This window comes from Thermoflexus sp., assembly GCF_034432235.1.
GTDB lineage: Bacteria > Chloroflexota > Anaerolineae > Thermoflexales > Thermoflexaceae > Thermoflexus.
The window spans coordinates 1-12,178 of the sequence record NZ_DAOUCJ010000097.1 but is presented as its reverse complement, the minus strand read 5'-3'; the positions used below and the strand labels follow the sequence as shown (position 1 = coordinate 12,178).

At 65.5% G+C, this 12,178-nt stretch carries 13 protein-coding genes; 6 read left to right on the top strand and 7 right to left on the bottom strand.

Annotation, left to right across the window (positions count from 1 at the left end; all coding sequences use genetic code 11):
* The first annotated feature begins 23 nt into the window (after positions 1 to 23).
* From VAE54_RS11915 to VAE54_RS11900, 4 genes are all read left to right on the top strand, one after another.
* Positions 24 to 644, top strand: a complete 621-nt coding sequence (locus VAE54_RS11915; protein WP_322802189.1) for a hypothetical protein — start codon at positions 24 to 26, stop codon at positions 642 to 644.
* A 70-nt stretch (positions 645 to 714) separates the two neighbouring features.
* Positions 715 to 2,484 carry a glutamate mutase L gene (locus tag VAE54_RS11910; RefSeq protein ID WP_322802188.1) on the top strand — a complete coding sequence of 590 codons (1,770 nt, stop codon included), beginning with the start codon at positions 715 to 717 and terminating at the stop codon, positions 2,482 to 2,484.
* A 178-nt stretch (positions 2,485 to 2,662) separates the two neighbouring features.
* Positions 2,663 to 3,754 (top strand): hypothetical protein, encoded by a 1,092-nt coding sequence (locus tag VAE54_RS11905; RefSeq protein ID WP_322802187.1) that lies wholly within the window; start codon positions 2,663 to 2,665, stop codon positions 3,752 to 3,754.
* Positions 3,755 to 3,958: 204 nt separating this feature from the next.
* Positions 3,959 to 4,429 carry a hypothetical protein gene (locus VAE54_RS11900; protein WP_322802186.1) on the top strand — a complete coding sequence of 157 codons (471 nt, stop codon included), beginning with the start codon at positions 3,959 to 3,961 and terminating at the stop codon, positions 4,427 to 4,429.
* 73 nt (positions 4,430 to 4,502) lie between these two features.
* On the opposite strand, the gene VAE54_RS11895 is transcribed toward VAE54_RS11900, so the two are convergent.
* From VAE54_RS11895 to panB, 4 genes are all read right to left on the bottom strand, one after another.
* Positions 4,503 to 5,276 (bottom strand): type III pantothenate kinase, encoded by a 774-nt coding sequence (locus VAE54_RS11895; protein ID WP_322802185.1) that lies wholly within the window; start codon positions 5,274 to 5,276, stop codon positions 4,503 to 4,505.
* Between the two features lie 386 nt (positions 5,277 to 5,662).
* Positions 5,663 to 6,499: a pantoate--beta-alanine ligase gene (gene panC, locus VAE54_RS11890; RefSeq protein WP_322802184.1), complete on the bottom strand. Its 837-nt coding sequence runs from the start codon at positions 6,497 to 6,499 to the stop codon at positions 5,663 to 5,665.
* Positions 6,500 to 6,587: 88 nt separating this feature from the next.
* On the bottom strand, positions 6,588 to 7,592 hold the full coding sequence (locus tag VAE54_RS11885) for a 2-dehydropantoate 2-reductase (RefSeq protein WP_322802183.1): 1,005 nt from the start codon (positions 7,590 to 7,592) through the stop codon (positions 6,588 to 6,590).
* Positions 7,589 to 8,473 (bottom strand): 3-methyl-2-oxobutanoate hydroxymethyltransferase, encoded by an 885-nt coding sequence (panB, locus tag VAE54_RS11880; protein WP_322802182.1) that lies wholly within the window; start codon positions 8,471 to 8,473, stop codon positions 7,589 to 7,591. The genes VAE54_RS11885 and panB overlap by 4 nt, the downstream gene beginning before the upstream one ends.
* A 418-nt stretch (positions 8,474 to 8,891) precedes the next feature.
* Here panB and VAE54_RS11875 point away from each other — a divergent pair, with 418 nt between their 5' ends.
* A complete protein-coding gene (locus tag VAE54_RS11875; protein ID WP_322802181.1) occupies positions 8,892 to 9,215 on the top strand; it encodes a hypothetical protein in 324 nt (107 codons plus the stop codon).
* A 324-nt stretch (positions 9,216 to 9,539) separates the two neighbouring features.
* Complete coding sequence (locus VAE54_RS11870; RefSeq protein ID WP_322802180.1) at positions 9,540 to 9,761, top strand: DUF2283 domain-containing protein; 222 nt, start codon at positions 9,540 to 9,542, stop codon at positions 9,759 to 9,761.
* Between the two features lie 184 nt (positions 9,762 to 9,945).
* On the opposite strand, the gene VAE54_RS11865 is transcribed toward VAE54_RS11870, so the two are convergent.
* The 3 genes from VAE54_RS11865 to VAE54_RS11855 all read right to left on the bottom strand — a co-directional run bounded on the left by VAE54_RS11865 (position 9,946) and on the right by VAE54_RS11855 (position 12,013).
* Entirely contained in the window at positions 9,946 to 10,698 is a 753-nt protein-coding gene (locus tag VAE54_RS11865; RefSeq protein WP_322802179.1) for a hypothetical protein, read from the bottom strand.
* 1 nt (position 10,699) lies between these two features.
* A complete protein-coding gene (fmt, locus tag VAE54_RS11860; protein WP_322802178.1) occupies positions 10,700 to 11,635 on the bottom strand; it encodes a methionyl-tRNA formyltransferase in 936 nt (311 codons plus the stop codon).
* 84 nt (positions 11,636 to 11,719) lie between these two features.
* Complete coding sequence (locus tag VAE54_RS11855; protein WP_322802177.1) at positions 11,720 to 12,013, bottom strand: DUF971 domain-containing protein; 294 nt, start codon at positions 12,011 to 12,013, stop codon at positions 11,720 to 11,722.
* Positions 12,014 to 12,178 lie beyond the last annotated feature (165 nt).

Below are 12,178 nucleotides of genomic sequence, written 5' to 3'. Positions count from 1 at the left end.
ACAAGGGTGTTTGGGGAAGCGCGATGGCGATGGAATCCGCGGGGACGATCGTAGCTTTGCTTCTGACCCTGATGATCATGAGCTATCTCATCGATGACACGGCGATTTACCGGCTGGCCGCCAGTGTGCTGGTCGGGCTCAGCGTGGGTTATTTCATGGCCGCGATGCTCTGGAACGTCCTGATCCCCCAGTGGCGGGAGCTCATGACCCCCACCGATTCGCCGCGGCGGGTGCTGCTGTTTCTGGAGACAGGGCTGGGGGTTTTGATCCTGGCTGGGGGCGTGCCTCGATTCGGGTGGATAGGGGATCTCGGGCTGGCCATCGCCCTGGGGATCGGTTTGGGTGTGGCGGGAGCAGGGGCATTGGGGGGAACCCTTGGTCCTCAGCTGGTGGCTGGGGCGGGACGGGGGATCTCTCTGGGGCTGGTCGCGACTATGCTGGCGGTGCTAGCGGCTCAATTCTATCGTCCCCCGGTCCAAGGCCGTGTTCTGCGCTCCATCTGGACGGGGGTTCAGGCCCTGGGGCGCGCGATATGGGCGTTCGCGCTCGGCACGCTGTTCGGCAGCGCGCTGATCACCGGGATCTCCCTCCTGATCGGTCGCGCGGAGTTTCTGATTCAGACATTGAGCCAATGGTGGCGTTAGGCCGTTCGGTGGCCGGGCAGGGCACCGAGGGCGCTCCGCCCAGCCCTCAAAGCCCTGGGATGGAGTGGAGATGAGCTGGAAGAGCCTGGTGACGATCGATGTGGGAAGCACACAGACCCGTGCGCATCTGTTTGCCCGGGTAGAGGATCGTTTTCGCTTTGTGGCCGCCGCCAGCGCCCCTACCCATCCGCGTGGATCCCATCCTCACCTGGCTCTGGGAGGGATCCGGGCGCTGGAGCATCTCAGCATGATTTCCGGTCGTCCTCTCCTGGATCCGCAGGGGATCCTGATTGCCCCTGAGCTCTCCACAGGGGCGGGGGTGGATGCGTGTCTGTTGACCCTGAGCGCGGCCCCTCCGATCCGGGTGGTCCTGGGAGGCCTTTCGCCGGAGTGGAGCCTCGCCAGCCTCCGACGGGCAGCGGCCAGCGCTTACACCTACATCACCGAAGTCCTTTCGGTGGCCCCCCTGGATGGGCGGCATCAAACGGAGGAAGAGTGGTTGCAGGCCTTAATCGCTGCCGAGCCCCAGCTGGTGGCAATCGCCGGAGGGATGGACGGCGGAGCGGTCCGGCCGGTTCAGGCGCTCCTGGAAACAGCGGCCCTGGCGGCCCGATTGCATCCCGAAGGAGAACGCCCATGGATCCTCTTCGCCGGAAATGCGATCCTGCGGGAGGAAGCCGTGGCCCTGGCCGGTCGAGAGCTTCCCCTCCGGGTGTTGCAAAACGTCCGCCCCCGGGCGGATGTGGAGCACATCGGCCCGGTGGTGGAGGCGATGGACCAGCGATACGTGGAGCGGGCGCTGGCGAGCCTTCCCGGCCTCTCTCTTTTGCAGAGCTGGGCCCGGGGGGAGGTTGTGCCGACGGCCCGGGCGCTGAGCCATGTGGCCCGTTACCTGAGCCTGGAGACCCCGGATCGAGGGACACTGGTGGTGGATGTGGGGGGGAATCATACCGTGGTCACGGCCGCCCACGGCGGGTTGCTGGCCCAAATCGTGCAATCGGAGAGCGGGATCGGCCAGGGGATCCTGAGCCTGTATCAACGCCGGGGATATGAGCGCATCGCCCGATGGCTTCCTCAGGAGGTCCGTCCAGAAACCATGGAAGCCTTCGTCTGGACGAAGGCCATGCACCCCCTCTCCATCCCTCAAACGATCGAAGAAATGTGGATCGAGCTGGCGTTCGCCCGCGAGGCCCTGGCGGAAGCCTGGGAACAGCTGCGAACGCTCTGGCCGGAACTGGGGCGATCCGCCTGGGCTTTCGAGCCTATTCTTCTAACTGGGGGAGCCTTTGCTTCTCATGCCCGCCCAGGCGCGCTGGCCCTGATGGCGCTGGATGCCCTCCAGCCGGTGGGCCTCACCACTCTGCTTTGGGACCCAGTGGGGGTTACCCCGGCGTTGGGGGCTCTGGCGGCGATGGATGCCTTGCTGGCGGTGGAAGTGATCCATAGCCGGCCGTGGATCCCCATGGCCACCGTTCTGGCTCCCGCCCTGGACGGCCCGGTGGCTCTGGATGAGTTGCTGTTCACCGTTGAGGTGCATCATCGTGGGCCGGACGGCTCTGAGTCCGTGTATGAAATTGAGGCCCGGGGGGGACGGCTGGAGGTGGTCCCCATTCCAGGGGTGGGGGAAACCGAACTGCGGCGGTTCCGGATGCGGCGCCCGGTGGATCTGGGTTGGGGGCCTCGACGGGCCCCTCGGCGGATCCGGATTGTGGGCGGATGGTTGGGGCTCATTGTGGATGGCCGGGGCCGTCCGCTCCAGCTGGCGGAGGATCCCGAGGCGCGCCGGGAGCAGATCCAGCGCTGGCTCTGGGATATCGGTGCCCTGGGCGGGGGCCTTTGATGCGGTTTTCCTTCTGGGGTTTCCCGGGCCGGCCCGACCCTGAAGGATGCGCGCGCTCTCTTCTCTCGTGGCCGTTTGGGCTGCGGGAGAGGGACATCTCGCCTTCTCCATCGGAGACCGATTGCGCGAGCTTTGAACGGAGGAACGCGGGGACCATCTTTGCTCTCGAGCATAACCCATGATGGAAGCACTGCGTTTCTACCCGGAGGCCGTTACGTTCATACCCCTGGCGACGATCCGTCGAGAGCGTCGATTGCCGATCCCCGGGAAGGTGCGGGTTCAGCGCGGGGATGCGGTGGATGCGGCCACCGTTCTGGCCGTGGCGGAGCAACCGGCGGGGGTAGTAATCGTGGATATCGCCCGCGCCCTGAAGGTCTCGCCTCAGCGGGCCGCCGCGTATTTGCAGCGGAAGCCCGGCGCTTCCGTGCGAGCGCAGGAGGTCCTGGCGAGGCGTCGGATCTGGCTGGGCCTGCGCACCCTGCGGGTGCGCTCGCCGGTGGATGGGGAGATCGCCATGGTCGGAGGAGGGAAGGTCTTGATCCGGGCCGGGATGCGTTCCCTGGAGCTCCGGGCAGGGTTCCCGGGGAAGGTGGTGGAGGTCCTTCCCGCCTACGGCGCGGTGATTGAAACTACCGGTGCCCTGATCCAGGCCTTCTGGTCCAGCGGAGCGGAATTCAGCGGGATGATCCGGATCGTCACCAGCGGGGCGGAGCCGTTGCGGGCGCGGGCGATCGACCCGGTCGCTCAGGGCACGATCGTAGTGGGAGGAGCATGGATCGAACCCAGCGCCCTGGAGCAGGCAGAGCGGCTCCAGGTTCGTGGGATCATCGCCGGGAGCATGGAGACTTCCCTTTTGTCGATGGTGCGCGATCTTTCTTTCCCTGTCGTTTTAACCGAGGGATTCGGTCGTCTTCCGATGCATCCCGGGATCTTCCGGATCTTTTCCCTCTATCAAGGGCGGGAGGCTTTCGTGGTGCAGCCATTGCTGGGCTCGGATGGTAGGCCGGGTCGCCCGGAGATCCTCATCCCGGTTCCTACGGAGAACCCCCCTCCTCTGGAGCCCGCCGGGGAGGTCGATCTCCGTCCTGGTGTCCAGGTGCGCCTGTTGCGGGAGCCATATCGGGGACGCACGGGAACGGTATTGAGGATTTCGCCTTATCCATGGACGCTGGATAGCGGTCTGCGGAGCTGGTGTGCGGAGATTCAGCTGGACGGAGGGGAGGGAAAGGTCTGGATCCCGGTTTATAACATGGAAATCCTTCGCTCTTAAGCGTTCATCGATGGATTGGGTCGGCGAGCGATGAAGCTGTTCGCCCCGGCCCTGAGGGATACGGATGATGTTGCTGGTCTGAGCCTCAAGGATGCTTCCTCCTCCTGGATGAAATCCGCGGGGTGGAGAAAGGCGGGGTACATACCGCGCCCTGCCTGGCGGAAGGAGAGCGAGGCTGAGGATCCTGACAAGGAGGCAATGCCCATGGCCGACATCGATCTGGAGGAGCTGCCCCCCGAGGAAGGTCAGAACCGGGCGTTCCTGGTGGGCGTGCTGGTTCTGGGAGGGCTTTTCGTAGCGCTCCTGTTCGCGATCGGCCTGTATCTGGCTCTGAGCGGCCCGGCTCGGGGGCGGCCGGCCGCGCCGGCGGGGGCGCCAACCCGCACGCCGCTTCCTTCGCCGAGCCCGTTGCCGCCGACCTATACGCCTACGCTGCGTCCTACCCCGATCCCGACCGCCACACCTCCTTCACCGGTGGCAGTGGCTGGCCAGCCGACCACTACCCCGACCTCCCTGAGTACGGCCACCCCCGTCCGTTCCACCCCTACCCCGCGGCCGAGGGGGCTGCCCCAAACCGGGGGGAGCACCATCGGGTGGGGGTTCGGCGCGATCGGGGTGTTGCTGCTGCTCGCTTTACTGGCCCGATGGCTCCGGTTGCGCCCCTGGGCTTCCTGATCCATGGCGCTTCGGGAGGGGTGGATCCCTGGAAGGGATCCACCCCCTTGCTCCATTTTGTGGGGGCGCCTTTCTATTTCCCCCGGCGGTTGAGCTCGAACAGGAATCGAAGCCCATGGAGGGTGAGGTGGGGATCCACCACCTGGATGGCCCGAACCTCATGGGCGATGATATCCGCGAGGCCGCCGGTGGCGATCACCCGCGCGGGCTCCTCCAGTTCCGCTTGAATCCGGCGGATCATCCCCTCCACCATGCTGGCGAACCCCAGGATCAGACCGGATTGCATGGCCTGGATCGTGTTGCGGCCGATGACCCGGGGAGGCCGGATGAGCTCCACCTGGTAGAGCTGGGCGGCTGAGGTGACCAGCGCTTCCGCGGCCACCAGGATCCCCGGGGCGATCGCCCCACCCAGGTATTCCCCTTCCCCTGAGATCACATCGAACACCGTGGCGGTCCCGAAGGCGATCGCAATCGCCGGCCCTCCATACAATCGGAAGGTCGCCACCGCGTTCGCCACCCGATCCGCGCCGACCTCCCGCGGGTTCTCCACCATCAGCCGGATCCCGGTTTTAATCCCAGGTCCCACCATGAGGGGTTCAACGCCCAGGTAATGTCGGATCATCTCTTCGAACACGGCCCGAAGAGGAGGCACCACGCAGGCGATGGCGCAGCCCCGGATTTCGTGCGGCTGGATCCTGTGAAGGGCGAAGAGGTTCATGAACAGGGCGGCGTATTCATCGGCCAGGCGATGGCGCTGGGTGGAGAACCGCCAGTGGGCGATCAGGGATTCTCCATCGAAAACCCCGGCCTTGATGTTGGTGTTCCCGATATCCAGACAAAGCAGCATTCGAATTCCCTCCTGGAACGGCTGCCCTCCGCCTGGCGGATCGCTATTCATTTCCCCGCTGGTCGGAGGGGCTTTCGCCCCGACGCTTCAGCTCCGACCTTCCGTCGCCGCTCGCGCCCGGCGTCGGCCTGCGCCGACGCGGAAGACTTTTTGGCCGGCCATGGGCCGGAGGCCTTTCACGCCGATTGAAATCGGCCTCGTGAGGCGCTAACGCGCCCCGCGTCGGCCTGTGCCGACGCAAAAACCCCCTTCGGCCGGCGGAGGCCGGCCGTGGGCCGAAGGCCTCTAAAGGTCGAATTCATTCGACGCCCTAAGGCCGGCCATCGGCCGAAGGCCTTTGGAGGTCGAATTCATTCGACGCATCCTGCAACCGCCCCGTGCTCCTCTTATTCCGGGAGGAGGATGTTGTCGATCAGCCGCGTCTTCCCAATGTAGACCGCCAGTGAGAGAAGCGCCCGATCCTCCACCCGGCTCAATTCCTGCAGGGTCTCTGGATCCGCCACGCTCACATAATCCAGCCGGGCCAGCGGCTCAGCCTGGATCACCTCGCGCATGACCGCTCGCAGGCGCTCGGCATCCCGTTCCCCCTCCTCATAGCGCGCTTTGGCGGCCTGGAGGGCCCGGAACAGCACCGTGGCCGCCCGCCGTTCCTCCGGGCCCAGATAAGTGTTCCGGCTGCTCATCGCTAGGCCATCCGGTTCCCGAACTGTTGGGCAAACCACGATCTCCACCGGGATGTTGAGATCCTGGACCATGCGTCGGATCACCACGGCTTGCTGCGCATCCTTCTGGCCGAAATACGCCCGGTCCGGCTGGATGATGTTGAAAAGCTTGGTGACGACGGTGGCCACGCCCCGGAAGTGGCCGGGCCGCGCGGCGCCCTCCAACGGCCGGCTGACCTCCTCCACCACCACCCAGGTTTGGAAGCCGGGCGGATACATTTCCTCCACCGGGGGCGCGAAGACGAGATCCACCCCCAGCGGCGTGAGCAGCTGAAGATCCCGCTCTAAATCGCGGGGATAGCGGTTATAGTCCTCGTGGGGCCCGAACTGGGTGGGATTCACGAAGATGCTGACGGCCACATGGTCATTCTCCGCACGGGCCCGACGGACCAGGGAGAGGTGCCCGTCGTGAAGATATCCCATCGTCGGCACGAACCCCCATGTGCCAGGAAGAGCCCGCCGGATGGCACGGGCTTCTGCAATCGTGCGGGCCACCTGCATGGTCAACCTCCACGCGATGATAGTTTTCGGAGAAACCCGGTGAGCGGTCGAAGGCGTTCCACCCGGCCTGTATCCTTTGCCTTTACCTTCACCCTCCGTGGCCTTTCAAGCTCCTTCGATCCATCTGTTGGGCGAGGGCGGGTGACGGCCCCCGCTCCAGCTCTGCGGGTCGCATGGCCATACCCCGTCGTTCCTCCACCGCTTTGACCCAGCGCCAGAGCGCCTCGTTCAACGGGGTCGGGACCCCCATTCGCCGCCCGATGGCGGCCACTGCGCCGTTCAGCGCGTCGATCTCCGTCGGGCGCCCCCGACGGAAATCCTGACGCATGGAGGAAGAGTTCTCCGATGTCCGCCGGCAGACCTCCGCGACAAAGCCCTCCGGGTCTTCGAAGGGCAGGGGGATCCCTTGGGCCCGGGCGACCTCCGCGGTCTCCCGCGCGACCCCACGGGCCAGGCGCCAGAGATCCGGACGTGCGAGCAGAGCCCCGTTCGGAACGTCAAAGAGGGCCGTAATGGGGTTGATGGCCGTGTTGGCCACCAGTTTCCCCCAGATCACCCCCTGCAGGTCCTCCTGGACCTCCACCTGGAACCCCGCTCGCTCCAGGAGATCGACGATCTTCTGGATCTGCCGCCGGTTCGAAGATGCGGGGCCCAGCCAGATCGGGCCCTCGCCGCCCAGCCGGGCGTGGCCAGGAGCCATGAGCGTCGCCCCCATGGTGGTGACTCCCTGGAAGGCCCTGGCGGCGCTTAAGCGCTCGCGAAGGATCTCATAGGGCCCCAGGCCGTTCTGAAGCGTCAGGGCGACGCCATCGGGGCGGAGCACCTGCTCCGCCCACCGGGCCGCCCGTTCGGTTTGATAGGCCTTCACCAGGATGAGAGCGAGATCGCACGGGGGCACTTCCATGGGGTCGGCAGCGACGGCCACGGGGGCGGTCTCTTCCCCCTGAGGGGTTGTGAGGCGCAGGCCATGCCTCCGCGCAGCCTGCAGGGCCTCCGCCCATGTGCCCAGCATCCAGACCTCCGCGATGGGGGCCAGGCGAACCCCAAAGAGGGTCCCCATGGCCCCGGTGCCCAGCAGAGCGATCCGCATCATCGGGGTTCCTCCATCGGTGTGGGGGCCGGGAAGGCCTCCAGCATCGCCTGGAAGGCCGCCAGCTCCTCCGGATCCATAGAAAAGGCATGTTCCGGGGCGGGGAAACGACGACCGCGCACGTCCTCGCAATAGGCCTGAACGGCGCGCACGATCTCGCTGTGGAGATCGGCATACTTCTTCACGAACCGCGGCGTGAAGCGGTCGAAAAGGCCCAGGAGATCGTGGAGGACCAGCACCTGCCCATCGCAGCCGGCCCCCGCCCCGATGCCGATGGTGGGGATGCGCAGGCGCTGGGTGATGGCCGCGGCCACCGGCTCGGGGATCATCTCCAAGACAATAGCGAAGCAACCGGCGGCTTCGAGGGCCAGGGCGTCCTCCAGCAGGCGTCGGGCATCGGCGGCCGTGCGCCCCTGGAGGCGGTAGCCGCCCAGCCTATGCAGAGATTGGGGGGTAAGGCCGATATGGCCCATCACCGGGATCCCCGCGCGCATGATGGCCTCGATGGTGGGAACCATCTCCTGACCCCCCTCCAGTTTGACGGCATCCATGCCGGCCTCCTTCAGAAACCGGCCGGCGTTCCGAACAGCCTCCGCGATATCCGCCTGGTAGGCCATGAAAGGGAGATCCCCCACCAGCAGCGCGGAAGGGTTCGCCCGGGCGACGGCTTTCGCATGATGGAGCATTTCCTCCATCGTCACCGGGAGCGTGTTGGGGTAACCGAGGACCACCATGCCCAGAGAGTCCCCCACCAGGATCACATCGACGCCTGCCTGATCCACGGCGAGGGCGGTCGGATAATCATACGCGGTAATCATCGTGATGGGCTCGCGAGCCGCTTTCCGGGCTTGAAGGGTGTGGATGGTCACCTTTTTTCGGGCCATGGTCCCCTCCTGAGGGTTTGGGGAGGTCGTGGGGATGCAGGCGCGGTGAAGAGGAAAGCCATAAGTGGGAGAGCCTCCCACGGCTTCCCCGGAGCGGGTCGGACGCCATGGATGGCCACGGGATGGTTGCGCCGGCTTCCCGGGCCGGGGGAGAACCCGCGGATTCAGCAAGCGGGGATAAAGAGGGAATCGGGAGCGGATCCCTGGCCGCACCGTCCCGGTCGCCCCATGGCATTCCAGGCGGTTGCAGGAGAATCATGAAGCGGATGCCCTCCCACCGGCTCACCGCCCATTCCGGGTCGGTGGCGTTTTCAGTATATCACGGGTGCCGCTGCCTGGCCATATCCCACAACCGTTTCTGGAACTTGACCAATCAAAGCATCGTGGATGCGATCAAAATCGAAGGGTGTGCTGCAATGTGCGCGACATCATCTGCTGCGAGATTCCCTTTGACCCGCCTCACCCCGGCTTCGGCCGCGTCTTTTTCACCCCCGATAGCGGTGTGGTGATCCTGGAAAGCAAGGGGCACGCCCGCCGCGAGTTCCACCCCGGTCAGACCCAGCACGGCGAGCAGGATTCGTTGGGGTGGATTGTCGCGCAGGCGGGGAAGATGGCCGATCCCCATTCCGCCCAATGGAGCCCCGCCGACGGGCGCATCACCGTAGTGATCCGCGAGATGGGGCCGGAAAATGTGCCAGTGGTGGCCGTGGTCATCAAAACGGAAGCCGGCCGCATCATGTAAAATGTGATACGAGCTGGATGGGGCGCCGGGTCCAGAGAAATGAACGTCGCAAAGCGCCATCTCGGGGAATCACAGAGATGAAGCCGATCTATTTCTCTCGCCATGCTATGCTCCAGATGACCGAGCGCGGAGCAACTGAGGAGGAAGGGATTGAAACCATCCGCTCAGGAGAACAGGTGCCGGCCAAACATGGACGACTATGGACGCTTGTGGGGTGGTCGGCGCTATGCTATCAAGCAGGCATTGGCCATCGTCGCCGAAGAACCCGAACGGTTGGTTGTGGTGACCGTTTACACGTTTTACTTCTAACCCGGGAGGATTGAGATGCAAGTTATTTATGATCCTGAGGTAGATGCCTTATACATCCGGCTGAGCGATGAACCGGCTGAGGTAACCACCTACCGATTATCCGAAGAGGTGGCCATCAACTATGCCCCGGACGGACGGATCGTCGGCATCGAGATCCTGGATGCTTCGGCGTATGTTTTCCGTCTGAAGGAAGAGCGCAAAGTGACGCTCCAAAATCTCACGCCGGTTATAGTTTAGCCGGGCACGAGAGTGTATTGCTTCATCGGCTGTCTGCAGAGGGTCCTCCGGCTGGTCAGCCGGTGGCTTTCTTCTCCGACGAAATTGAGGCATGCCGGTGAAGGGATCCGAGCTTCTGGTGCGGAGACACGCTGAAGGCACCCACTTGCACCTCTGCTCATTCGCAAGGGAAGAGCCCTGGGCATTACCGGACAGCGTCCGGCTTCCCGCGGGTCATCGGGAGCAGCACGTTGAGCCCGATCAGCCCCGCCAGGATGGGGAGGTTCACCAGGAGCACGGCTGTGAGCAGGGGGATGAGCCGGGCGAGGCTTTCCATCGCCAGCGCCATGAGGGCCTGGTGGAGCGAGATCGGGCCGGCGAGCAGGAAGAGAAGGGCGAGGAGACCTCCGGCGACCCCGATCGCCGGCCATGCCGCCCGATCCGAAGGGCTGGGCCACATCGCATTGCCCACCGTGAAAATCAGATAGAACCCCACCCATCCCCATTCCCGCTGCGGGAGCGATTGCAGCACCTGCCATGCGGTGCCCCACAGCGCGATACCGGAAGCGGGAGCGTCCGGCCAGCGGCCGCCCACAAGGGCGATGACCATCAGCCCGGCTCCCAGGGGCGCGGCGCCGATCAGGCTCATCCGGAAGGGATCGGCTTCGGCCAGCTGCACGGCGCCCAGGCGGATCTGCCCGCCGGACCGTTGAGGCCACATCGCGAAGCGATAGCGGCGGACGCCCAGGAGCATGGCGGCGAGCCAGTGGCTCAGCTCATGGAGGAAAACCCCCGGGAATAGAAGGGCCCAGTAAAGCATCACTGCCGCATCCGGATGGCCCGTGAGGCGATGGAGCGCGATCTGGAGATGGCGATGCAGCGCCCGCTGGACCATATAAAGCAAAATGCTGGTGATCAGGAAGACCAGGGTGGTCTCCAGGGCGGCCGCCGGATCCATGCTATGCCTCCCGCCCCAGCGTCGCCCCCAGGAAATCCGGATGCCCGTTCAGGAAGGCCTCGATGGGCATCATTCGCTTGCCTTCCGGCTGGACTTCCAGGAGCATCAGGGCGCCTTCCCCCGTGCCCACTGCGGCCCCCCGATCGACCGGTATCACCCGCCCCGGCGGGGCCTGGAGATCGGAGCGAACCCGGGCGCGGCCGATTTTCAGCAAACGTCCTTTCCAGAACGTATACGTTCCGGGCCACGGCGTGAAGGCGCGGATCCGCCGCTCGATCTCCACGGCGGGCCGTCGCCAGTCGATCTCGCCGTCGGCCTTGGTGATCCGTGGGCAGTAGGTGGCCTGGGAGGGATCCTGGGGCTGGGGGATGATCTCCCCGGCCAGCCAGCGGCGAAGGGTCTCGCGCATCAGCCGGGCCCCGCGCCGGGCCAAACGTTCCCCCAGCGTTTCCGCCGTATCTTCGGGGTAAATCGGTTCCCGCTCCATCGCCAGAATCGGCCCGGCATCGACTTCCTCGGTCATCAACATCACGGTCACCCCCGTCTCGGGATCGCCGTTCAGGATGGCGGCCTGGATCGGCGCCGGGCCTCGATAACGGGGGAGCAGGGAGGCATGGAGGTTCAGACATCCATAAGGGGGAAGCTGCAGGACCTCCGGAGGCAGGATCAGGCCGTAAGCCACCACGATGATCCCATCCGGCCGGAGATCCCGCAGCCGGGCCACCGCTTCCGGATCCCGGCGGAGGGAACGGGGCTGGAACACCGGCAACCCCCGCGCTTCCGCCCAGATCTTCACCGGAGGCGGGGTGGGCCGTAAGCCGCGGCCGGCCGGCTTATCCGGCTGCGTGAAGACCGCGGCGATCTCGTGCTCCTCCGCCAGAGCCTGGAAGGTCGGCAAGGCGAAGGCGGGAGATCCCATCAGGACCAGACGGGCCATCGGGAGAGCGAGCTCCTTTCCATACTTCAACTTCACGTCTTCCCGCGGCCCTGGGGGCCACAGGAGAGAGGAGGACCGGTTCCTCTACGCTGAATCCAGATCGCGCAGATAGCGCCAGGTATACAGGCCGGAGGAATGGCCGTCCCCCCAGAAGAAGCGCACCGCGTAATTTCCCACGTAGGCGAAATCCATCAGCGTATCATCCGGCCGGGGGCGCAGAAACAGGGGATCCCCCTGAGCCTGCTGGGCCTCCGCGCGGCACAGGGCGCAGGGACAGGCGGCCCGCAATCGGGACCAGGAGAAGGTTCGCCGGAAGCCATCTGGCCACTCCACGGTCACCGTGCGGGTTTCCGAATCGATCCGAACCCGAGCGGGCATGGCGTCTTTCCCCAGACGTTGGGCAGCCGGTTTCCCTGGAGGCTTCGGGAGCCGAGGGCGTCGATCGGCCCTGAAAGGTTGCTGTCTGGAATTATAGCATCCTTACAGGAGGTGAAGGGAGAAGGTGGGGGGGACACCCCCCGCAGGGGGCTTTTGCCCCCTGCA

Coding starts and splice junctions, on each gene's coding strand:
- VAE54_RS11915 (WP_322802189.1), top strand. CDS start 24: ATGGCGATGGAATCCGCGGGGACGATCGTAGCTTTGCTTCTGACCCTG.
- VAE54_RS11910 (WP_322802188.1), top strand. CDS start 715: ATGAGCTGGAAGAGCCTGGTGACGATCGATGTGGGAAGCACACAGACC.
- VAE54_RS11905 (WP_322802187.1), top strand. CDS start 2,663: ATGATGGAAGCACTGCGTTTCTACCCGGAGGCCGTTACGTTCATACCC.
- VAE54_RS11900 (WP_322802186.1), top strand. CDS start 3,959: ATGGCCGACATCGATCTGGAGGAGCTGCCCCCCGAGGAAGGTCAGAAC.
- VAE54_RS11895 (WP_322802185.1), bottom strand. CDS start 5,276: ATGCTGCTTTGTCTGGATATCGGGAACACCAACATCAAGGCCGGGGTT.
- panC (WP_322802184.1), bottom strand. CDS start 6,499: ATGCAGGTGGCCCGCACGATTGCAGAAGCCCGTGCCATCCGGCGGGCT.
- VAE54_RS11885 (WP_322802183.1), bottom strand. CDS start 7,592: ATGATGCGGATCGCTCTGCTGGGCACCGGGGCCATGGGGACCCTCTTT.
- panB (WP_322802182.1), bottom strand. CDS start 8,473: ATGGCCCGAAAAAAGGTGACCATCCACACCCTTCAAGCCCGGAAAGCG.
- VAE54_RS11870 (WP_322802180.1), top strand. CDS start 9,540: ATGCAAGTTATTTATGATCCTGAGGTAGATGCCTTATACATCCGGCTG.
- VAE54_RS11865 (WP_322802179.1), bottom strand. CDS start 10,698: ATGGATCCGGCGGCCGCCCTGGAGACCACCCTGGTCTTCCTGATCACC.
- fmt (WP_322802178.1), bottom strand. CDS start 11,635: ATGGCCCGTCTGGTCCTGATGGGATCTCCCGCCTTCGCCTTGCCGACC.
- VAE54_RS11855 (WP_322802177.1), bottom strand. CDS start 12,013: ATGCCCGCTCGGGTTCGGATCGATTCGGAAACCCGCACGGTGACCGTG.